The sequence below is a fragment of the Stenotrophomonas sp. STEN046 genome, assembly GCF_056759755.1.
The window spans coordinates 75,085-97,115 of sequence record NZ_JBRRDR010000013.1 but is presented as its reverse complement, the minus strand read 5'-3'; the positions used below and the strand labels follow the sequence as shown (position 1 = coordinate 97,115).

Annotated in this window: 18 protein-coding genes and 1 tRNA gene; 8 read left to right on the top strand and 11 right to left on the bottom strand. The window is 67.0% G+C overall.

Translation table 11 applies throughout. The features are described from left to right. Window positions 1–220 precede the first annotated feature (220 nt). Genes tilS through ACVOLJ_RS08845 form a run of 3 tightly spaced genes read left to right on the top strand, consistent with a single transcriptional unit; the run spans window position 221 to window position 2,672 of the window. Complete coding sequence (tilS, locus tag ACVOLJ_RS08855; protein WP_481563955.1) at window positions 221–1,507, top strand: tRNA lysidine(34) synthetase TilS; 1,287 nt, start codon at window positions 221–223, stop codon at window positions 1,505–1,507. Window positions 1,508–1,543: 36 nt separating this feature from the next. Next, on the top strand, window positions 1,544–1,804 hold the full coding sequence (locus tag ACVOLJ_RS08850; RefSeq protein WP_079222675.1) for an exodeoxyribonuclease VII small subunit: 261 nt from the start codon (window positions 1,544–1,546) through the stop codon (window positions 1,802–1,804). Then, window positions 1,794–2,672, top strand: coding sequence for a polyprenyl synthetase family protein (locus ACVOLJ_RS08845; RefSeq protein WP_475280415.1), 879 nt, complete (start codon window positions 1,794–1,796; stop codon window positions 2,670–2,672). The genes ACVOLJ_RS08850 and ACVOLJ_RS08845 overlap by 11 nt, the downstream gene beginning before the upstream one ends. A 73-nt stretch (window positions 2,673–2,745) precedes the next feature. Here ACVOLJ_RS08845 and ACVOLJ_RS08840 read toward each other — a convergent pair whose 3' ends face one another. Then, window positions 2,746–3,108 carry a DUF4870 domain-containing protein gene (locus ACVOLJ_RS08840; protein ID WP_475280416.1) on the bottom strand — a complete coding sequence of 121 codons (363 nt, stop codon included), beginning with the start codon at window positions 3,106–3,108 and terminating at the stop codon, window positions 2,746–2,748. Window positions 3,109–3,195: 87 nt separating this feature from the next. After that, on the bottom strand, window positions 3,196–4,563 hold the full coding sequence (gene pmbA, locus ACVOLJ_RS08835) for a metalloprotease PmbA (RefSeq protein ID WP_481563954.1): 1,368 nt from the start codon (window positions 4,561–4,563) through the stop codon (window positions 3,196–3,198). A 68-nt stretch (window positions 4,564–4,631) separates the two neighbouring features. Here pmbA and yjgA point away from each other — a divergent pair, with 68 nt between their 5' ends. Continuing rightward, on the top strand, window positions 4,632–5,222 hold the full coding sequence (gene yjgA / locus ACVOLJ_RS08830; protein ID WP_475280418.1) for a ribosome biogenesis factor YjgA: 591 nt from the start codon (window positions 4,632–4,634) through the stop codon (window positions 5,220–5,222). A gap of 44 nt (window positions 5,223–5,266) precedes the next feature. Here yjgA and tldD read toward each other — a convergent pair whose 3' ends face one another. The 4 genes from tldD to ACVOLJ_RS08810 all read right to left on the bottom strand — a co-directional run bounded on the left by tldD (window position 5,267) and on the right by ACVOLJ_RS08810 (window position 12,759). Next, window positions 5,267–6,712 (bottom strand): metalloprotease TldD, encoded by a 1,446-nt coding sequence (gene tldD / locus ACVOLJ_RS08825; protein WP_481563953.1) that lies wholly within the window; start codon window positions 6,710–6,712, stop codon window positions 5,267–5,269. Between the two features lie 67 nt (window positions 6,713–6,779). Beyond that, window positions 6,780–10,640 carry a YhdP family protein gene (locus ACVOLJ_RS08820; RefSeq protein WP_475280420.1) on the bottom strand — a complete coding sequence of 1,287 codons (3,861 nt, stop codon included), beginning with the start codon at window positions 10,638–10,640 and terminating at the stop codon, window positions 6,780–6,782. A 30-nt stretch (window positions 10,641–10,670) separates the two neighbouring features. Next, window positions 10,671–12,158: a ribonuclease G gene (gene rng, locus ACVOLJ_RS08815; RefSeq protein ID WP_475280421.1), complete on the bottom strand. Its 1,488-nt coding sequence runs from the start codon at window positions 12,156–12,158 to the stop codon at window positions 10,671–10,673. Beyond that, complete coding sequence (locus ACVOLJ_RS08810; RefSeq protein ID WP_481563952.1) at window positions 12,151–12,759, bottom strand: Maf family nucleotide pyrophosphatase; 609 nt, start codon at window positions 12,757–12,759, stop codon at window positions 12,151–12,153. Before ACVOLJ_RS08810 ends, rng begins: the two co-directional genes overlap by 8 nt. 130 nt (window positions 12,760–12,889) lie before the next feature. Between ACVOLJ_RS08810 and ACVOLJ_RS08805 the strand changes: the two genes are divergently transcribed. The 4 genes from ACVOLJ_RS08805 to arcD all read left to right on the top strand — a co-directional run bounded on the left by ACVOLJ_RS08805 (window position 12,890) and on the right by arcD (window position 19,125). Next, window positions 12,890–13,627, top strand: a complete 738-nt coding sequence (locus tag ACVOLJ_RS08805) for an SIMPL domain-containing protein (protein WP_475280423.1) — start codon at window positions 12,890–12,892, stop codon at window positions 13,625–13,627. 264 nt (window positions 13,628–13,891) lie between these two features. Beyond that, window positions 13,892–14,548: an energy transducer TonB gene (locus tag ACVOLJ_RS08800; RefSeq protein ID WP_481563951.1), complete on the top strand. Its 657-nt coding sequence runs from the start codon at window positions 13,892–13,894 to the stop codon at window positions 14,546–14,548. Between the two features lie 230 nt (window positions 14,549–14,778). Next, a complete protein-coding gene (locus tag ACVOLJ_RS08795; protein ID WP_475280425.1) occupies window positions 14,779–17,595 on the top strand; it encodes a TonB-dependent receptor in 2,817 nt (938 codons plus the stop codon). 108 nt (window positions 17,596–17,703) lie between these two features. After that, window positions 17,704–19,125, top strand: a complete 1,422-nt coding sequence (gene arcD, locus ACVOLJ_RS08790) for an arginine-ornithine antiporter (RefSeq protein WP_481563957.1) — start codon at window positions 17,704–17,706, stop codon at window positions 19,123–19,125. Between the two features lie 19 nt (window positions 19,126–19,144). Here the strand turns inward: arcD and ACVOLJ_RS08785 are convergent, their stop codons facing one another. From ACVOLJ_RS08785 to nadD, 5 genes are all read right to left on the bottom strand, one after another. Then, the gene (locus ACVOLJ_RS08785) at window positions 19,145–20,098 is read right to left on the bottom strand and encodes an alpha/beta hydrolase (RefSeq protein ID WP_481563950.1); all 954 of its coding nucleotides are present in this window, start codon (window positions 20,096–20,098) and stop codon (window positions 19,145–19,147) included. A gap of 159 nt (window positions 20,099–20,257) precedes the next feature. After that, window positions 20,258–20,334, bottom strand: a tRNA-Asn gene (locus ACVOLJ_RS08780). A gap of 22 nt (window positions 20,335–20,356) precedes the next feature. Next, window positions 20,357–20,827 (bottom strand): 23S rRNA (pseudouridine(1915)-N(3))-methyltransferase RlmH, encoded by a 471-nt coding sequence (gene rlmH / locus ACVOLJ_RS08775; RefSeq protein ID WP_475280427.1) that lies wholly within the window; start codon window positions 20,825–20,827, stop codon window positions 20,357–20,359. Window positions 20,828–20,890: 63 nt separating this feature from the next. Then, window positions 20,891–21,304, bottom strand: coding sequence for a ribosome silencing factor (gene rsfS / locus ACVOLJ_RS08770; RefSeq protein ID WP_475280428.1), 414 nt, complete (start codon window positions 21,302–21,304; stop codon window positions 20,891–20,893). A 58-nt stretch (window positions 21,305–21,362) separates the two neighbouring features. After that, complete coding sequence (nadD, locus tag ACVOLJ_RS08765; RefSeq protein ID WP_481563949.1) at window positions 21,363–22,028, bottom strand: nicotinate-nucleotide adenylyltransferase; 666 nt, start codon at window positions 22,026–22,028, stop codon at window positions 21,363–21,365. Window positions 22,029–22,031: the final 3 nt, after the last annotated feature.

Below are 22,031 nucleotides of genomic sequence, written 5' to 3'. Positions count from 1 at the left end.
GTCCGGTTGAGGGGGTGTGAGCGGCATGGATGCCGCGACCAAGCCCCCATGGATGGGTTTACGGCGTCCCCCTCAACCGGACCCACCCCGCCTACCCTCAGGAAACCAGCTTCTGCTGCTGCTTCGGCCGTTGCTGTTGCTGTTGCTTCGGCTTCGGCTTCGGCTTCGGCTTCGGCGGGTGCAGGGCGCAGCCCTGCCGACCAACCCTATACTTGCGCCGGTGACTGTGTTCCCTGCCCTCGTTCCGCTCGATGCTCCACTGCTGGTCGGTTACAGCGGCGGCCTCGACTCGACTGTGCTGCTGCATTGGCTGTGGCGCTGCGCCCAGGCATCGGGCACCGCGCTGCGGGCCGTGCACGTGCACCACGGCCTTCAGCCGGCTGCCGATGCCTGGGCGCTGCACTGTCAGCAGCAATGCGCCGCGCTCGGTGTCGATCTGGCCGTGCACCGCGTGCAGGTCGACTCCGGCAACGGCCTTGGCCTGGAAGGTGCCGCCCGGCAGGCACGCCGCGCCGCATTTGCTGCCGAACTGCGCGACGGCGAAACGCTGGCCCTGGCCCAGCACCAGGATGACCAGGCCGAGACGTTCCTGCTGCGCGCGCTGCGCGGCTCGGGCGTCGACGGCCTGTCTGCGATGAGCGCCGACAGCGTGCTCGATGGCCATCACCTGTGGCGCCCGTTGCTGTCGCTGCCACGTACGGCCCTGCACAGCTACGCCGGTGCGCAAGGGCTGGACTGGATCGAAGACCCCAGCAACGCCGATGACCACGCCGACCGCAATTTCCTGCGCCTGCAGGTGCTGCCGCTGCTGCGCCAGCGCTGGCCGCATGCGTCGGCGGCCCTGGCCGCCAGCGCCGGGCACTGCGCGCGCACGCGGGCGCTGCTGGATGAGGAAGACGCCGAACTGATCGCGCACCTGGAGGTCGCTCCGCGGGTGCTGTCGCTGGAGCTGCTGCGGCAGGTATCACCCGAGCGTGGCGCACGCGTGCTGCGCGCCTGGGTGCAGCGCCATGGTGCACCACCGCTGGCCGCCACCGTCCTGCGCCAGCTGCAGCAGGAACTGCTGGAGGTGAGCGCAGATCGGCAGGCACAGGTGCGTTGGCAGGGCCACGCCATCCGCCAGTGGCGGCTGCATGCCTACCTGCTGCCGGCCGAACTGCCGGTGCTGCCGCAGCATTGGCAGGCGGACTGGGATGGCCGTGCCGCGCTGCCCCTGCCCGACGGGGGCCAGCTGCAGCTGCAGGGCATCGACGGCTTCGAGCGGCCCCTGCAGGTGCGGGCCCGTCGCGGAGGCGAACGCATCCTGTTGCCCGGGCGCACCCATTCACATGCACTCAAGGACTGCCTGCAGCGCGAACACCTGGCGCCGTGGCGGCGTGCGCAGCTGCCCTTGCTGTTCGATGGCGGGCAACTGCTGGCAGCAGCCGACGTGGTCGTTGCTGCGCCCCTGCACGCGTGGCTGCAGCAGCACGGCGCGCAGTTGCAGTGGCGTCCGGGTGGTTGGTGAATTGACCCCTGCGCGCGCGCCGTCCACACTTGTCGCATGGCCAAGAAGTCCCCCGAAAACGCCTCCCCTGTCGCCCAGTTCGAGCAGTCGCTCGAATCGCTGGAACACCTGGTGGAGCAGATGGAAACCGGCGAGCTGAGCCTGGAAGCCTCGCTCAGTGCTTACGAGCGCGGCGTCGGCCTGTATCGCCAGTGCCAGCAGGCGCTGGAGCAGGCCGAACTGCGCGTACGCCTGCTCAGTGATCCTGCCCAGCCGGAAACCGCAGAACCGTTCGATCCGCCCAGCCATGACGGCTGAGGCGTTGTTCGCGCGCTGGCGCGACCGTATCGAAAGCCAGCTCGATGCCGCCCTGCCCTCGCCGGCGGACGCACCGCAGCGCCTGCACCAGGCCATGCGCTATTCGGTGCTCGGTGGCGGCAAGCGCATGCGCCCGCTGCTGGTCTATGCCGCCGGCCACCTGCTCGGTGCACCGCTGGAAAAGCTGGATGCGGCCGCGATGGCGGTGGAACTGATCCACGCCTACTCACTGGTCCACGACGACCTGCCGGCGATGGACGATGACGCCCTGCGCCGGGGCAAGCCCACCACCCACATCGCCTTCGACGAGGCCACCGCGATTCTTGCCGGCGACGCCCTGCAGACCCGCGCATTCGGCCTGTTGGCCGACGCGCCGCTGCCGGCGACGCTGCGCGTGGCCTGCCTGCAGACCCTGGCCCATGCCTCCGGTGCGTCCGGCATGTGTGGCGGGCAGGCGCTGGACATCGACGCCACCGGGCAGCAGCAGTCACTGGCCGCGCTGACCCGCATGCATGCGCTGAAGACCGGTGCGCTGATCCGTGCCGCGGTGCGCATGGGCGCACTGTGTGGCGAGGCGCAGCAGGTCCAGCTGGCCCAGCTGGACAGCTTCGCCGATGCACTCGGCCTGGCCTTCCAGGTACGCGATGACATCCTTGATGTCGAAGCCAGTTCCGAACAGCTCGGCAAGACCGCCGGCAAGGACCAGGCGCAGGACAAGAGCACCTTCCCTGCGCTGCTCGGCATGGATGGCGCCAAGGCGCAGCTGCGCGAGCTGGCCGCCCGCATGCAGGCCACGCTGGCCGGCTACGGCGAAGAAGCCCAAGCGCTGCGTGCGCTGGCAACGCTGGCAGTGGAGCGCGATCACTGACCCTGCCCGCTGGGCAGAGTAAAAAAAAACGCCCGGCAATGCCGGGCGTTTTCGTGTGCACGCAGCGCCGGGATTACTTGATCAGGCGCAGGGTGAACGGGTAACGGTAGGCTTCACCGTTGTTGGCCTTCACCGCAGCGATGATGCTGAAGACCAGGCTCAACAGGCCAACGATCGGCGCCAGGATCATGCCGATGAGCACGAAGCTCAGGATGATGCAGACGAACATCGCGATGGCGATGGTGATCTGGAAGTTCAGCGCTTCCTTGGCCTGGTCGACGACAAACGCCTTGCCGGCATCATCCTTGTTGATCAGCCAGATGATGAGTGCACCGATGAAGCCGGTGAAGATGCCCAGCAGGTGTGCTGCCAGGGCCATGGTGCGCTGGTCGGCAGGCACGCTGGCCGCCGCCGGGACGTTTTCGAATTCGCTCACGACAAAACTCCTTTTTATTGGGTGGTCTTGACCGATCGGCGCCAAGCCGATCGCGTCAGGCGGGCATAGCTTACGCCATCAATGGCATCAATCATTACCGGCGATCGTCATCTGCCCCACCAGGATCGAGCCGGTGCGGATATGCGAGCGCGGATCGACGTCGCTGCCCACCGCCTCGATGGCCATGAACATGTCCCGCAGGTTGCCGGCAATGGTGATGCCATCCACCGGGTACTGGATCTGGCCGTTCTCTACGCGGAAGCCACCGGCCCCCCGCGAGTAGTCGCCGGTCACCCCGTTCACGCCCTGCCCCATCAGCTCGGTCACCAGCAGGCCAGTGCCCATCTGCGCGGCGATGTCCTGCAGCGAACCGGCATTGGCCGCCAGCTGCAGGTTGTGCACACCGCCGGCGTTGGCGGTGGTCTGCAGCCCCAGCTTGCGCGCCGAATAGCTGCCCAGCACATAGCGCTGCAGCACGCCATCGCGCACCAGCGCCGATGCCCGGGTGGCCACGCCGTCGCCGTCGAAGGCGGCAGAGCGCAGGCCGCGGCGCAGGTGCGGGAGCTCATCGATCTGCATCCATGCCGGGAACAGCTGCTGGCCGGCGCTGTCCAGCAGGAAGCTGGCCTGGCGGTACAGGGCTCCGCCGGACACCGCCGACAACAGGTGGCCGACCAGGCTGCGGGCCACTTCCGGGGCGAACAGCACCGGCATGCTGCCGGTCGGCAACGAGCGCGGCTGCAGGCGGGCCACGGTGCGCTCGGCGGCCCGGCGGCCGACACTGGCCGGGTCTTCCAGGTCGCCCCGGGCCAGTGCGCCGGTGTACCAGCCGTCACGCTGCATGCCATCACCGGTACCGGCGATCAGCGCGCAGCCGATCGAATGGTGGGTGCCACGCTCGCGGCCGATGAAGCCATGCGAGTTGGCATAGACCGACACGCTCTGCATGCTGGACACCGAAGCGCCATCGGAATTACGGATCTGCGCGTCGGCCTCGCGACCTGCCGACTCGCAGGCCAGGGCCAGGTCGACGGCCTCGTCGGCCTGCAGTTCCCAGGGGTGCCAGCCGTCCAGCTCGGGGAAATCGCGGGCCATCAGCCCGGCCTCGGCCAGCCCGGCAGCCGGGTCGTCCTCGGTGTGACGGGCGATCGCGCAGGCCTGTTCGACCGTGGCGACCAGGCTGGCCTCGTGCAGGTCGGCGGTGCTGGCACTGCCCTTGCGCTGGCCGAAGTAGACGGTCACCGCGATGCCGCGGTCGCGGGTGGACTGCACGGTCTCGACCTCGCCGAGACGGACGTTGACCTCCAGCCCGCGGTCCTCGCTGCAGCTGACCTCGGCCTGGCTGGCGCCCAGCGCGCGGGCGCGCTGCAGCAGCTGCTGGGAAATATCGGCCAGCCGTTCCAGCCGGGCCGGGCTGTCGTCGCCAACGGCAACTTCAGGGGCGATCACGTTCAATGCTTTATCCTGTACGGGTTGGGCCCGGCATCACGCCGGGCGACTTTTTTTGAAATCAGGTATGGACGATGCGCGGACGCGACGAAGAAACCGGTGAATTCCACGACAAGAGCCGCAGCCAGAACCGGCGCGATGCGCTGGATGTCCTGGCCCTGGGCGAGAAACTGGTGTCGTTGACCGCGGCCCAGCTGGCCCGCCTGCCGGTGCCGGAGGACCTGCTGCCGCACATCGCCGAGTGCAAGCGGATCACCGCGCATATCGCGCACAAGCGCCAGCTGGCGTTCCTGGCCAAGCACATGCGGCGCGAAGACGACGCCACCCTCGACGCGATCCGCGATGCCCTGGACGCCAACAGCGAAACCGGGCGCCGCGAAGTGGCGATGATGCACCGTGCCGAAGACTGGCGCGAACGCCTGATGGATGAGGGTGACAAGGCGCTGGCCGCGCTGCTGGACGACTACCCGCAGGCCGACCGCCAGCAGCTGCGCACGCTGGTACGCAACGCCCAGGCCGAAAAGGCCAAGAACAAGCCGCCGCGCGCCTACCGCGAGATCTTCCAGGTGCTGCGCACGCTGATGCTGCCGGCAGCCCTTGGCCTGAAGACCGGCGACGAGGATGTCGACGCCGACGACACGGCCGGGGAAACCGACGAGGACTGAGTCCCCGTCATCGGGCAGGGCGGTGGCGGTGGCCATCGCCGTGCTCAGGCCTGGGTACCGCCCACGGTGATGCCCTCGATCAGCAGCGACGGCTGGCCCACGCCGACAGGCACGCTCTGCCCGTCCTTGCCGCAGATGCCGACACCTTCGTCCAGCGCCAGGTCGTTGCCGACCATGCGTACCTTCTGCATGGTTTCCGGGCCGTTGCCGATCAGGGTCGCGCCCTTCACCGGCGCGGTGATGCGGCCATCCTCGATCAGATACGCCTCGGTGGCCGAGAACACATACTTGCCGCTGGTGATGTCGACCTGGCCGCCGCCGAAGTTGACCGCGTACAGGCCCTTCTTCACCGAACGGATCATTTCCTGCGGATCGTGCTGGCCGGCGCGCATGTAGGTATTGGTCATGCGCGGCATGGTCATGTGCGCGAATGATTCGCGACGGCCATTGCCGGTCGGTGCCACGCCCATCAGGCGCGCGTTGAGCGAATCCTGCATGTAGCCGACCAGGATGCCGTCCTCGATCAACGTGGTGCACTGGGTCGGATGCCCTTCATCATCGATGTTGAGCGAGCCGCGGCGACCGTCCAGGGTGCCGTCATCGACAATGGTCACGCCCGGGGCTGCAACGCGCTCGCCGATGCGGCCGGCGTAGACACTGGTGCCCTTGCGGTTGAAGTCGCCCTCCAGGCCGTGGCCAACGGCTTCGTGCAGCAGCACGCCCGGCCAGCCTGGTCCCAGCACCACCGGCATCACGCCTGCCGGCGCCGGCACCGCGTCCAGGTTCACCAGTGCCTGCCGCAGTGCCTCGCGGGCAAATGCTTCCGGGCGGCCATCAGCGAACAGCTGCTGGTAGCCATAGCGGCCACCGCCACCGGAATAGCCGGACTCGCGGCGCCCGTTCTGCTCGACGATCACCTGCACGTTCAACCGGACCAGCGGGCGTACGTCGGCGCCCAGCACACCGTCGGTGCGCGCGACCAGCACGGTATCCACGCCACCGGACAGGCTGACCATCACCTGCTTCACTCGCGGGTCGGCGGCACGCAGGTAACCGTCCAGGCGCTTGAGCACCTCGACCTTGGCCTCGTTGCCGATGCCGTCGATCGGGTCCAGCGCCGGGTACAGCACGCGCGCATCACCGCGCAGCAGCGAACGCCCGGACTGCGCACCGCCTTCGCGCGAGATCGCGCGCGCCGACTGCGCGGCGGTCAGCAGCGCGTCGGCATGGATGTCATCGGAATAGGCAAAGCCGGTCTTCTCACCGGCAATCGCACGCACGCCGACGCCCTGCTCGATGGAATGGGCGCCGTCCTTGACGATGCCGTCCTCCACGCTCCAGCTTTCGCGCCGGGCATGCTGGAAGTACAGGTCGCCGAAATCCACACCGGGGCCGAGCAGTTGGCCGAAGGTGCGCTCCAGGCCGGCGGTATCCAGGCCACCGGGGCGCAACAGGCGGTCTTGGGCAAGCGTCAGGGCGTTGTCAGTCATGGTCTCGATCTGGGGGTGTGAAGGCGGTCAGGCAAGCCCGCCGTGGTGAACAGGGAACGCCGCACGCTCAGCGCGGGCGCGGCTGATCGGTGACGGTCGGTGGCGCTGCCGGCGCCGGTGGCGTGCGCGGTGCAGGCGGGGTGCGCTCGCGGCTGCGCTCGATCACCTCCACCTTGGGTTCTTTCCAAGGGCCGGTCACCCGGTAGGTCCGGGCGCCGATCTCACCCAATGGCTTGGACAATACCGCATTGGTGGCAGCGCCCAGTGCCGCGCCGACCGGCCCGCCAGCCACCGCACCGACCACCGTCAGCAGGTTGCCGGCACGCGGGTTGACGTCGATGGTCTGGTCGAACTGCTGCCTGCGCAGGTCGGCCTCGCCACGGATGGTGATGTTGGCAGCCGGCCCTTCGATCAGCACCTTGTCGGTGCGCGCCATGCCATCGGCGAACTGCACGCCGCCCTGGACCTGGTTGAAGGCGAATCCCTTGGAGAAGAAATCGCGGAAGTCGAACATCAGCCGCCGCGGCAACTGGGCCACGCTCAGCAGACCCAGCACCCGCCCGGCCCCCGGCTCCAGTTCCAGCAACTGGCCGTTGCGGGCATTCACATCCAGCTGGCCCTGCAGGTTGCCCAGCTGGAAGTCCGAAGGACCGCCAGGCCAGGACGCCTGCAGCTGGGCCTGCCCGGAACCACCACGCAGCTGGCCACCGTAGTCGAGGTTCTGCAGCAGGCCGCCAAGATCTTCACTGCGCACCTGCGCGTTGAGCGCGGTCCGCGACCCGGCGCCCTTGCCCAGCCAGCGACCACTGATGTCGATCTCCTGGTTGGGTGCACGGAACCGGAGTTCTTCCACACTCAGTCCGGAGGCGATCGGCCGTGTACGCAGGACGGCCTGGCCCAGCACCACCTTGCCGAAGGTGAGGTCAGCGATATCCAGTGCGAACGGCGGCAGCTTGGCCGGGTCCATGTCATCGGCACCGGCCTGCACCCGCGCCGGTGCGGCGGTGGCCCCGGGCACGGTCGGCAGCGATTGCCAGTGCACGCGCTCCAGCTGGCCGCTTATCGTGCCGCCGTCAGCGTTGGGAACGGTCAAACGGCCCGACAGCGACGGGCCATCCAGGCGTACGTCCAGCGCCTGCGCGCCGGGACGCAGCTGCAGCCGGGTCTGTTCAAACACCCCCCCCACCAGCATCAGCTGTCCAACCTGCACATCCACCGCGCGCAGCGGCATCGGGTCGCCGTCGCCGCCGGCGCCGCGGGCCAGGCCGATCCATTCCAGCGCATCCAGGGTCGGGCTGCGGCCGTTGATGGTCAGCCCGCTGGCCGGTGGCTCGCGATCGACATGGTCGCTGCCCAGCGTGACCTGCACGCCGGTCTGGTTGTTGTGGCTGCGCGCGGCCAGCGCCAGCCGTTGCCCGAAGGCCACGTCGATGCGCCCGTTGCCCATCGGCAGCTGCGCGGCCACGGTGGTCGGCAGCACGTCTCCGGCCGGCTTTTCCAGCGGCGCAGGAAGCTCCAGGCGAGTGCCCACCAAATCCGAACGCAGGCGCAGCTCGCTCGGCGGCGTCGGTGTGCCCGGCGCGGCCTTGGGCATGTTCACCGCGATGGTCCACGGCGAGGTACCACTGATATAGGGCTTCAGCCAGGCCATTTCCGGGGCCCGGTCCAGCAGCGTGCCGGCGTCGAGGGTGGCGGCCAGCTCCGATTCAAAGGCCAGCCTGGGATCGCGCACGAAACCGCCGGCACGCAGGCTCAAGCGGCCATCCTGGCCGAGATGACGCACGGCCAGCTCCTCGGCAGCGAAACCGCCATTGCTGTAACGCGCCTGCCCGCGCATGTTGTCGAATTCCAGCTGGAAGCGCTTGTCGACCAGCTTCAGGCCAGCCAGGTCCACCGTGCCCTGCAGGTGCCCGCCGCCCTCGTCATGGTGCAGCGGCTGCAGCAGATCGAAGTGCACCCTGGCCGGCCCGCTGGCGGTGAGGTTGTCCAGGGTGTCGCCGTATTCCTTGTGCAGCGGGCTTTGCCGCAGCATTGCCAGCAGCTTGCCGGCATCGCCCTGGCTGTCGGCACGCACGTACAGCGGTTGCTGGCCGAAATCCTTGATGCCCGCCTCGAACTGCTGCACCGCCACGCCCGCCAGGTCGCCACGGCCCTGCATGTGGAAACCCGGGCCGATGAAGGCGACATCGGCATCCACCTGGCCCATCAACGGCCAATCATGCTGGAAACGGATGTCGCCGTTGGTGATGTGGCCGGTCGCCTCGAAGCGACCATCGTTGTTGTCGAACGGCCAATCATCCAGATCACCGCTGACCAGGCCGATGCCATCACGCACCTGGCCGGCAGCCAGGGCCATGTCCAGCCAGTCGGTGGCGCCCTTGCTCATTTTGGAATGGATCCAGAAGCGCTTGGCCGCCGTCATCGGTACATCGTCCAGCTTGGCCGCCAGCTGCATCCACGGGCGGGTGCCATCGCCTTGGAACCACAGCCCGCCGCGCACGTCAGCGGCATAGTCGGTACCTTCCACGCGCATGGCCGGGGTGCCGACGCGCCAGCCGCCGGCTTCATCACGCCAGCCAACGATCTGACCGGCCAGATGCAGGTCATGGCGTACGCCGAATCCGCTGGGCCAATCGAACTGCAGCTGCCGTTGCGGCTGCAGCTGCAGGCTGAAGCCATCCGCATCGCCCTCGAAGCGCCCTGCCAGGCCACGCAGGCCCGGGGAGCCGCCGACGCTGGCAAACCCCAGCGACTGCAGTTCGCCCTGCGCCCACAGCGGGCCGTCACGCTGGCCGCGCACCTGCAGCTGTGCCACGTCCAGCTGCGGCTTTGCCAGGTACAGCCAACGGCGCAGGCCCGCATCCATCCGATCGCTGAGCGCCAGGGTGCGCACGGCAATGCCCGCCTGTGCGGCGGCAGCCTGCACCTGCAGCTGCCTGCCCATCTGCAATCGCAGCCCATCCAGCTGCTGCTGGCTGCCGTCGGCCTGCAACCGCAGGCGCGGCACCTGCAACACCCAGCCATCGGCAACCCGCTGCCAGCGCAGGCGCGCCTGCAGGCGCTGCAACTGCACTTCAGGGCGGGCAACGCCGGGCATCGGCGCACCTTCGATGCGCAGCTCGCGCAGATCCGAATCGGTGGTCACCGCCACCGGGGCGAAATCACGCAGGCTCAACCACAGGTTGAGCTCGCCCTTGCCTTCGCGCAGGCGTACGCCTCCAGCCGCCAACAACGGCGCCCAGGCATGGAAATCGACCGGATCGGCGCCGAGCCAGGCCTGGCCATCGCCACGCTGGCGGTCCAGGTCCAGCACGGCGGTCAGCGGCAGTGCATCGACCTGTGCCCAGGCCCGCACGCCCACCCGCAGGCGCTGCCCATCCACGCGCAGCCGCAGGTCGATACGCGGCAAGGTCGCATCGATTCCCAGCGCCGGTGCATGCACGCCCAGGCGGCCACCGATCACCTGCAGCTCGCCCAGCCGGCGCAGTGCATCCAGCGGATCGCCGCCGCTGCCGGACTGCGGCAGCCCACGCACCGACCAGCGGCCATCGGCGGCCTGCTGCAGGTCCAGGGCCAGTCCGCGCAGGCGCAGTTCGGTCAGCGAGCGGCCCGGCAACAAGCCGCTGTACATGGACACCAGCACTTCGGCTTCGCCGATGGCCAGGCCCTGGCCTGCGCCGATGCGCAGGCCCTTCAGTTGCAGCAGTGGGCCGCGCCGGGTCCAGGTGGTGTCCAGGCGTTCGAAGCGCACCGGTTGTCCGGCGCGCTCGCTCAACCACGCTGCGATGCGGTCCGGGTGGCGCTCAGCCAGCGGCAGCAGCTGGCTGAAGGTACCCACCAGCAGGGCAAGGCCGACCAGGCCAACCGCGCAGGCGGCGATGAAATGACGGCGGATCCTTCGCAGTCGCAGGCGCGGCGGCGCGCTCATCGGCCACCGGAAGAAGACAGTCGGCCTGGATCAGAGCAGCACAACATCGAACTGCTCCTGCAGGTACTGCTCGTCCGCCTGGAAGCGGATGCTCTTGCCGAGGAATTCCTCCAGTTCGGCCACCGCCGAGGACTCCTCGTCGGTGATCCGCGCCACCACCTTGCTGGAGGCAATCACCAGCAGGCGCGCCGCATCGAACTGGCGCACCGCACGGGTGATCTCGCGGAAGATCTCGTAGGTCACCGTTTCGGTGGTCTTGATGGTGCCGCGGCCACTGCATTGCGGGCAGGTTTCCGACAGCTGCCGCTCCAGGCTTTCGACCGTGCGCTTGCGGGTCATTTCCACCAGGCCCAGCGGCGAGAAGTCGTACACCGTGGTCTTGGCATGGTCGCGCGCCAGCGCCTTTTCCAGCGTGCGCAGCACCTGGCGGCGATGCTCGGCATCGTCCATGTCGATGAAGTCGATGATGATGATGCCGCCCAGGTTGCGCAGCCGCAGCTGCCTGGCCACCGCCTGCGCGGCCTCCAGGTTGGTGCGGAACACCGTTTCTTCCAGGTTGCGCTGGCCGAGGAACGAGCCGGTGTTGACGTCGATGGTGGTCATCGCCTCGGTCTGGTCGATCACCAGGTAGCCACCGGACTTCAGCGGCACCTGCTTGTCCAGCGCGCGGCCGATCTCGTCCTCCACGCCGAACATGTCGAATATCGGGCGATCGCCGCTGTAGAGCTCGATCTTCTCGGCCAGCACCGGCATGTACTTGGCCACGAAGGCCTGCAGCTGGGCGAAGGTCTCCTTGGAGTCCACCTTCACCTTGTCCACGTCCTTGCGGATCAGGTCGCGCACCGAACGCAGCGGCAGGCTCAGGTCTTCATAGATGTTGCTGCACGAGGCCGCTTCACGGCCGCGGCGCTCGACCACGTTCCATACCCGCGACAGGTAGGCGATGTCCTCGGCGATGGCCTCGGCCGGCTGGCCCTCCGCATTGGTACGCACGATGTAGCCGTACCCCCCATGCTGGGCCGACAGCTCGGTCACCAGCGCCTTCAGCCGCGCGCGCTCGCCTTCGTCCTCGATGCGCGCCGACACCCCCACCACCTTCGACTGCGGCAGCAGCACCATGTAGCGCGAAGGAATGCTGATCTGGGTGGTCAGGCGTGCGCCCTTGGTTCCGATCGGATCCTTGACCACCTGCACGACGATGTCCTGGCCGTCGCGCAGCAGCTCAACGATCGGCACGCTGGACGGCGGTGGCAGCGTGGTGTTCTCGGTATCGGCACTGGCCACCGGCGCCGGCCGCACCACGTCGTTGGCGTGCAGGAACGCGGCGCGCTCCAGCCCGACCTCGACGAAGGCCGCCTGCATGCCCGGCATCACCCGCTGCACCTTGCCCTTGTAGATGTTGCCGACCACACCCCGGCGCCAACCGCGCTCGATATGCAGTTCCTGCAGCATGCCGTTCTCGATCACCGCGACCCGGGTCTCGCGCGGGGTCACATTGACCAGGATTTCCTCAGACATCGGCAGCCTCCCTGGCGGCATCAGCAGTTGGGGCCGGCACGCCGCAGCGCGCCAGCAGACGATCGGTATGCAGCAGCGGCAACCCCATGACACCGGAGTAGCTGCCGGAAAGATGTTCGATCCAGCGCTCGGCACCGCCCTGGATGGCATAGGCACCGGCCTTGTCCAGCGGTTCGCCGGTGGCCACGTAGGCGGCGATGTCGGCGCTGTCGATCGGGGCGAAGGTCACCTCGGAAACGACCAGCTCGCTGTCCAGCGCATCGGCGCCGACCACAACCACCGCCGTCATCACCTGGTGGGTGCGACCGGCCAACCGCGCCAGCATCGCCCGTGCGTCGGCCGCATCGGCCGGCTTGCCGAAGACCTCGCCATCAAGCACCACTTCGGTATCCGAACCCAGCACCCGCGCCTGCGGGTCATCGACCAGCACCCGGGCCAGGCCGGCCCGTGCCTTGTCGGCGGCGACCCGGCAGACATACTGTTGTGCGCTTTCAGCGGCCGCGCGCTGCTCGACCACCTCCAGGTCCAGGGCCTGGAAAGGGCGTCCGAGTCGGGCCAGCAGCTGGTTGCGTCGGGGGGAGCGGGAAGCAAGATAGAGCATCGGCACAGCATACCCTGAGGCTGGCACCTGAATCGTCGGCAACCTCGCCCGGCACGCGTGCAACCCCGATTGGACTCACAGCGCGTTCATCGCTACGACACCACCCTCACCGCCACAACAAGGAGATCCCATGCGCCGCACCGCCACCCCGCTGCTGCTTGCCCTGTCCCTCGCTCTTGGAGCTTCGATGACCGCCCATGCCGACCCGTCGTCGCCGTCGATCGCCGCCCCGGCCGAAGGCACCCTGCTGAACATTTCGGCCAATGCCGAAGCCACCCGCGTGCCGGACGTGGCCACCCTGTCGGCCGGCGTGGTCACCCAGGCCGCCGACGGCAACAGCGCCATGCGCCAGAACGCCCAGCAGATGGACAAGGTGCTGGCCGCGATCAAGGCCGCCGGCATTGCCGAGCGCGACGTGCAGACCAGCGGCGTCAGCCTCAACCCGCAGTACCGCTATGCGGACAATGAAGCGCCGAAGATCACCGGCTACCAGGCCAGCAACACCGTCAGCCTGAAGGTGCGCGACATCGCCAAGCTCGGCAAGGTGCTCGACGCGCTGGCCGCCCAGGGTGCCAACCAGATCAACGGCCCGCAGTTCGAGATCGACCAGCCCGAGCCGGTCTATGACGAAGCCCGCCTGGCCGCACTGAAGAAGGCCCAGGCCCGCGCCCAGACCTATGCGAAGTCGCTGGGCCTGCAGGTGCGCCGGATCGTCAGCATTTCCGAGAATGCCGGTGGCGGGTTCCGCCCGATGCCGATGATGCGCGCCATGTCGGCCGGCGCCGCAATGGACAAGGCCACCCCGGTCGCTCCGGGTGAATCCACGATCTCGGTCACCCTTGACGTGGTGTTCGAACTGGGCCGCTGACGGCAGCGTCAGCCGGTAGATGCCAGCCTTGGTTGGCAGCCGTTGCCTGAAGCGCCAACCAAGGTTGGCCACCACCGGAGAGCACAGCAGGGGCCAGCCAACGCTGGCCCCTGCTTCGTATATGAAGGCCAGCTCAACGCCCAGGCCCCTGCCTCTAGGCAGTGGTGGAGGCCGCGCGCTAATGATTGGCTGCCAGCCGCGTGCGGCAACCCCGATGGCGGCCCTGGTGCGTTGAGGACTTCGACACTGGCATGGAGGTGGACCATGGTTCGTACATACCCCGTAGTACCCCTGCACTTCGATCCCGCCCGCGTTGCCGCCTGGAGTGCGGCCATCGCCCTGCATCTGCTCGCGCTGCTGTTGTTGCTGATTCCCGCGACCTATCAAGCCATCACAGCGCTGCCGCGCGATCAGACCACCATCCGGTTCATCCCCAGGGAAGAGCCCAAACCGCTCGATCCGGAGCTGGTGAAACCGAAGCCTGAAAAGGTGGAAGTGGTGAAGAAGCAGCAGGCCGTACCGGCCCCGCAGCCCCTGCCGGCGCCGACCGCGACCGTCGAAGAAGCCCAGGGCATCATCCTGCCTGCGGCAGAGCCGACCGCGGTGGAGGCGGCACCGACCCTCGCACCGTCCACGCCGCTGGCGGGCGCCCAGCTGCAGTACCGCAGCAACCCGCCGCCGGGCTACCCGATCCAGGCCCTGCGCAACCATGAGCAGGGCACGGTGCTGCTGCGGGTGGAAGTGGACACCAGCGGCCAGCCGGTGAACGTCAGCATTGAACGCAGCAGTGGTTCGCGCAGCCTGGACCAGGCCGCCCGCCAGCAGGTGCTGCGTCACTGGCGCTTCGTCCCGGCCGAACGTGACGGCATGGCGGTTCCGGCCATCGGGATGGTGCCGGTGCAGTTCTCCCTGCCCGACTGAGTGGGAAAAACCGGCCCGGCAGCCGCCGGGCCGGCCCTGCCGGGAGCGTGCAACGGGGAACGGGGCGCAACAGGGCCAATCTGCCCGATCATTTGACAGTCGTTCGAAAATCGTTACGAATTTAGTAAAACTTCACACCTCCGTCACCTGCTGGAAACCTAGATTGACGCGTCCCGGGACACACCGGAGACAGCCCTCAATGCTCGAGTTTTCCAGTCAGGAGAGAAGCTGTGAAACACCCGATCCAACGGCCCGCCAGCCGCCGCCATAACCACCTGGCATCGTCCATCACCCATATCCTTACCGGCGGCGCCCTGCTGCTGGCCGGCGCCGTGGCTTCATCCTCTGCGTTTGCACAGGAACAAGCCACCAACCTTGACCGGATCACCGTTACCGGTTCGAACATCCCGCGCACCAACACCGAGACACCGTCGCCGGTGCAGGTGGTGACCCGGCAGGAGATCGATCGCACCGGCAAGACCACACTTGCCGAGTATCTGCAGACCATCACCGCCGATGGCGCTGGCTCCATCCCCAAGACCTTCGGCAACGGCTTTGCCGGTGGCGGCGCGGGCATTTCGCTGCGCGGCCTTGGCGCCGGTTCGACGCTGGTGCTGTTGAATGGCCGCCGCATGGCGACCTACGGCCTGGCCGATGACGGCCAGAAGGTGTTCACCGACCTCAGCACCATTCCCCTCGACGCCGTCGAGCGCGTGGAAGTGCTGAAGGACGGTGCCTCGGCGATCTATGGCTCCGATGCCATCGCCGGCGTGGTCAACATCATCCTGCGCAGCGACTTCCAGGGCGGCATCCTGCGTGCCTCCTACGGCACCTCCGGTGATGGCGACGGCAATGCCAAGAAGGCCACCCTGACCGCCGGTACCGGCGATCTGGCCACCGACGGCTGGAATGCATTCTTCAGCCTGGATGTCGGCAAGACCGACGCGATCAAGATCAGCGACCGCAAGAACCGCAAGTGGATCGGCACCGGCGATACACGCCCATGGGGCTACGATGCAGCAGATTCGCAGTTCCTGGGCGGCGCCTATCTGTCCGGAGGTACATCCGGCGGTGTCGGTCCGAATGGTTCAGTGTTCGACGACCGCAATGTAACCGACGACAATCCCGCGTTCCTGGTCGCACTCCCTGGTTGTGCAAACCTCACCACCATCCCGGGCCAGACGGACGCAACCGCACAGGCGCAAGGCTGCCTGTGGGATCCAGCGCAGCAGTATCGCGACCTGACGCCGGAAGAGAAGTACATCAACGTGTTCGGTCGTGCCTCGTTCGCTTTCGGTGAAGGCGGCGAGATCTACACGGAGATCGGCTACTCGAAGAAGGAAACGATCTTCAGCAATACTCCGTCGGGTGCCGCCGGTACATGGGGCTTTCCAGGTGGTGTAGTCACTGCAAACAGCGGCGCCAAAGCCACTGTACTCGGCCCGAACCATCCTGATAATCCGATTCCCGGCCAAGCCTCCAGGCTGCGCTACTCGGCTTGGGATGTTGGCCCGCGCGTGACCAACAACACCAACGAGTTCAACCGTTTCCTGGTTGGCGTGAAGGGCAACTGGGGTGACTGGAGCTACGATACGGCCTATCTGCATTCGGCAACCGACCTGGTCAACAAGCGTACGGGTTTCCTGCGCTACAGCGCCGTGCAGTGCGCACTGGGCAATCCGAACTGCGCGGGCGGCGTGTGGCGCATCGGCGACAACGCCAATCTGAACTCCCAGGCCCTCTACGACTATATTTCACCGACCATCAGCGCCCGTGCCAAGTCCGGTCTGGACATGTTCGATTTCACCGTGTCGCGCAGCTTGATGGACCTCAAGGGTGGGCCCCTGGGCCTGGCGATCGGTACCGAATGGCGCAAGACCAGCAACAGCCTGACGCCGCAGACCTACACCGACACGGGCGATATCATCGGCTTGGGTTACTCGGCCTATGACGGCACGCAGAACGTGTACGCCGGCTATGTCGAGCTGTCCGCGCCGGTACTGGAGCAGTTGGAACTGTCCGGCGCGCTGCGCTACGACAAGTACGAAAGTGGTGAGGGCAAAGCCACTCCGAAGCTGGGCGTGAAGTGGACCCCGACCGACTGGATCGCTCTGCGAGCCAGCTATGCCGAAGGTTTCCGTGCACCGAACCCCGCCGAGAACGGTGACGGTGGTTTGGCTGCATTCTCGAACGCAACCGACCCGCTGCGCTGCGACATCGATCCCGCCGAATGCACTGCCCCTGCCCGCACGGTGGCGATCATCACCCGCCCGAACAAGGATCTGAAGCCCGAGGAGTCCAAGAGTTACTCGGTGGGCATCGTGCTGCAACCAACGTCTTCGACTTCGATGACCGTCGATGCGTGGCAGATCAAGCGCACCAATGAAATTGCTCAGGGCAGCACTACGGCAGCGATCCGGGCCGGCAACGTCGTACGTGACATCAACAACATCGGTGGCGTGCCCAACAGCGGCAACATCCTGGCGGTCAACACTGCGTATGTGAATGCCAACTCCTCGCGTGTCCGGGGCATCGATACCGATATCCGCCAGACATTCGACATCGGTCCCGGTCAGCTGGAAATGGACCTGCAGTGGAGCCACATCCTGAAATTCGAGCGCACTGAAGGCACTGAGACCGTCGACTATGCCGGCACCCACGGCAACTGCGACGTGACCAACTGCATCGGTACGCCGAAGGACAAGATCAACTTCGGTACCACCTGGCGGCAGGGTCCGTGGAGCGTCAGCGGTATTGCCAATTACATCGGCAAGATGGACAACACCGACAAGCGTGGGGGCACTTATCAGGCGTTCTATGCGGACGGCACGCCGGTAAAGAAGATTTCCTCCTTCACCACGTTCGATCTGTCGGGCCGCTGGAACATCACCGATGCCTTCGAACTCAACGCCTCGGTGGCCAATGTGTTTGATCGTATTGCTCCTCTCGATCCGACCACCTATGGCGGTGTGAATTACAACCCGATGCACTTCTCCGGTGCGCTGGGCCGTTACTTCACCGTCGGTGCCAAGTACACGTTCAAGTAATCCTGCTGCAGCGTCACCCGCAGAGGCCCGGGCCCAGTCCCGGGCCTCTGCTTTTTTCCGCAGACGACAGCGTCCATCATGGACACCTCGATACCTGCGGCGCGCGTGATGCCCTCTTCCAACCAACGCCTTGGCCTGGCTGCCCTGACCGCCCTGGTGGTCGGCTCGATGGTGGGCGCCGGCATCTTTTCACTGCCGCAGAACGTGGCCCGCAGCGCCGGCCCGGCCGCCGCGCTGATCGGCTGGGCCGTCAGCGGCGCCGGCATGCTGATGCTGGCGTTCGTGTTCCAGGCGCTGGCCAATCGCCGCCCCGACCTGGACACCGGCATCTATGCCTATGCCCGCGCCGGCTTCGGCAACTACATCGGGTTCTCAGCGGCGTGGGGCTACTGGGTTGCATCGGTGCTGGGCAACGCCAGCTTCTTCGTGCTGATCTTCAGCGGCCTCGGCCATTTCCTGCCGGTGTTCGGTGAAGGCAATACACCGGCCGCCATCGCCGCATCGTCGCTGCTGCTATGGACCGTGCACCTGCTGGTGCTGCGCGGCCTGCGCACCGCAGCCATCGTCAATGGCCTGGTCACGGTGGCCAAGCTGGTACCTATCGCGCTGTTCCTGGTGCTGGCGGCCGGCGCGTTCCGCATGGATGTGTTCCGCGCCGACTTCTTCGGCGTTCCGGCGCTCGGCGATCTTGGCCAGCAGTTGCGCGGCATGATGCTGGTCACCGTATGGGTGTTCATCGGCATCGAGGGCGCAAGCATCTACTCGCGCCGTGCCGCGCGCCGCACCGATGTCGGCCGCGCCACCGTGATCGGCTTCATCGGGGTGTGGCTGCTGCTGGTGCTGGTCAGCGTGCTGTCGATGGGCGTGCTGTCGCAGGCCGAACTGGCCGGCCTGCCCAATCCCTCGATGGCCTATGTGCTGCGCGCGATCGTTGGGGAATGGGGCGCGACGGTCATCATCATCGGCTCGATCATCTCGGTACTGGGCGCGCTGCTGGCCTGGGTACTGCTGTGCGCCGAGGTGCTGTTTGCTGCCGCTGGCGATGGCACCATGCCGGCATTTCTGGGTCGCGAGAATGCGCGCGGCGTGCCGGCCAATGCGTTGTGGCTGAGCAATGGCCTGATCCAGCTGTTCCTGCTGCTGGTGCTGTTCAACTCGGGCAGCTACACCAGCCTGGTGCTGCTGGCGGCATCGATGAGCCTGGTGCCGTACTTCCTGTCCAGCGCATTCGGCGTGAAGCTGGCCTGGCAGGGCCAGGCCTATGAAGACGCGGCCGGTGCCCGCTGGCGCGACTTCATCGTCGCGCTGCTGGCCAGTGCCTATGCGTTGTGGCTGGTGTATGCCGGTGGCCTGGACAACCTGCTGCTGTCGGTGCTGCTGTATGTGCCGGGCGTGGTGTTGTTCGCGCTGACACGGCACCAGCGTGGCGAGCGCATTTTCACGCGCTGGGAGTGGCTGTTGTTCGCCGCGATCGTGGTCGTGGCGATCGCCACGCTGGTGGCGTTCTCCCGTGGCGCGCTCGCCTTGTAGACCCGGGCCATGCCCCGCGCTAATGCTTGGTCAGCATGCCGATGTCGTACATCCAGCGTTCGGCCAAGCCCGGCCATGCCGACACCGGCGCGTCTTTCAGGCGCAGGCCGAACGCGTGGCCGCCGCGCGCGAACAGATGCATTTCAACCGGCACTCCCGCTTCGATCAGCGCGCGCTGATAGGTCAATGCATGGCGGACATCGTCCGTTGGGTCATCGACGGCCTGCACGATGAACGTCGGTGGCACCGTGGCATCGACCACGATGTCTTTTTCAAGCGAGTCATCCTTGCGCACCCAGAGATGCCCCGGATACAGCAGCATCGCAAAGTCCGGCCGGCTGGAATGCGCATCCGCGGCATCCAGTGCTGCATAGCTGCGCTGCACATGCGTGCTCAGCCCGGCCACCACATGGCCGCCGGCCGAGAAGCCGATCACGCCCAACCGTTGTGGATCGAACTTCCAGCGTGCGGCCTGCGCACGCAGCAGGCCCATTGCACGCTGCGCATCCTGCAACGCCATCGGCACTGCCGGAATGTCACGGCAGTTGCATTCGCGGTTCCAGTTCGGTCCCGAGCCCGGCACGCGATACTTCAGCAGTGCGCAGGTGATGCCCTTTGCGCTGAGCCAATCACAGATCTCACTGCCTTCCAGGTCGATCGCCAGTACGTTGTAGCCACCGCCCGGTACCACCATCACGGCGGCGCCATTGGGTGAACCTTTCGCCGGAAATACCGTAAGCGTGGGCACAGCGACGTTCTGCAGCATCATCCAGCGCTCGCCACTGGCTTTGGAGACCGTTTCGCTGACCTGCTCGGGGCCTTTCAGCTTTGGCGGTGCCATCACTCTCCCATCCGGCCAGAGAGGGAATTCGGTGGTACCGGCCGGTGGTTGCCAGGCTGCAGGCGCGGCGGCTGATGCAGCGAACGGCTGCAGGGCAAGCAGCAGTGAAACAGCGAAGCCGATGGCGCGCATCGTCAACATCCACATGATGAAGCCGCATTGTAGAGCCGGGTTCGCTGCACAGCGTGCGTGCCATGCAGCCCCGCATGGCATGGATCGCTCAGCCCACGCGATCCCACCGCACGACGCAATGAAAAAGGCCTGCATCTTGCGATGCAGGCCTCTTGAATGTGGCGCCCGAAGTTGGACTCGAACCAACGACCCCCTGATTAACAGTCAAGTGCTCTAACCGGCTGAGCTATTCGGGCAGACGGCTAGTATAACGACTCTTCACGCGCGATGGTAGGGGTGATTTGCCAGCATCGCCGCAGCGCGATACAGCTGCTCGGCCACCACCAGGCGCACCAGCATGTGCGGCAATGTCAGTGGGCCGATCGACCATTTCTCGTCGGCCAGCGCGGACACTTCCTGCGAATGCCCTTCCGGGCCGCCGATCAGGAATGCCAGGTCCCTGCCCTGCCCGCGCCAATGCTCCAGCCGCTGTGCGAGCTGTTCCGAACTGAGCTGGCGGCCCGGCACGTCCAGTGCCACCACGTAGGCATTCTTGGGCAGCGCGGCAATGACCCGCTTGCCCTCATCGTCGGTGGCGCGGCGCGCATCGCGCCCCTTGCCGCGCAGGCCCGGCTCGATCTCGACCAGCTCGAACGGCAGCCAGTGCGACAGCCGCTTCTGGTATTCGGCAAACCCCTGCGCCACCCAGCTGGGCGCGCGCTCACCGGTAGCGATCAGGCGGGCTTTCATCAACGCTTCTCCAAAACGTCGACGGCGCCATCGGCGCCGTCGAACACTGCTTCAACGTGTGGCTCAGGCCACTTCGTCGTCATCATGGGACGGCGGCTGGTCGCCGACGGTCCACAGGCGCTCAAGCGCGTAGAACTCACGCACGCGGGGCAGCATCACGTGCACGATGACATCGCCCAGGTCGACCAGCACCCACTCGGCTTCACGCTCGCCTTCAACACCCAGCGGCATGACATCGATCTTCTTGGCGAAGCGCACCACTTCATCGGCGATGGACTTCACATGGCGGGTCGAGGTACCCGAGACGACCACCATGTAGTCGGCGACGCTGGACTTGCCGCGTACGTCGATCTCTACCGGGTCCTTGGCCTTCAGGTCTTCGGTGGCTTGGCGGACGCTGGCCAGCAGTTCCGGCACGGACGGCGGCGGGCTGGGCAGATCGACCTTGATGGTCTGGGGCTGGGTCTGGTTGCTCAAAGCGGATCGACTCGATAAACGTAGCGGCGATTATACGGGCACAATGCGGCCGCGGCATTCACGGCGTGGCCGGGCGGTACAGGCCATGGCCAGCCACGTAGTCGGCCACCGCGGGGGCGAGCATCGCCCGCCAGGGGCCGCCGGCAGCGATCTGGGTACGCACGGCGCTGGCCGATTCCTCGCGCAGCGGGTGGTGCAGCCGCAGGATGCGTCCGGCCGGGCTGGCGAACAAGGCCTGTTCATTGTCGGCCCATCGTCCTTCGGTGGCCTGTCCCAGCGCGCCATCGACGCTGGCGCGCAGTAGGCTGCCTGGGCGCTCGGCAACGATGAAGTGGGCCAGCCCGAACAGCGCCTGCCAGTCATGCCAGCTGGGCAGCGCCAGCAGGCTGTCAGCCCCGACCAGCCATGCCAACGGCCGGCTGGGGCCAAGTTCGGCACGCAGTTCGCGCAGGGTATCGACGGTGTAGGACGGCCGGCCCGGAAAGTGCCTGGCGCGATCCAGTTCACGCCGGTCCAGCAGCAGCCCCGGTTCGTCACCGATGGCCAGCCCCAGCATGGTGCAGCGCTGCTCGGCGTTGGCGCCAGGGGCCGGGCGGTGTGGCGGGTCGGCTGCGGGCAACATGCGCACCGCCACCTGCAGCTCATCGCGTGCGGCGCGCGCGATGGCCATGTGGCCCAGATGCACCGGGTCGAAGGTGCCACCGTAATAGATCCGCAGGCTCATGGC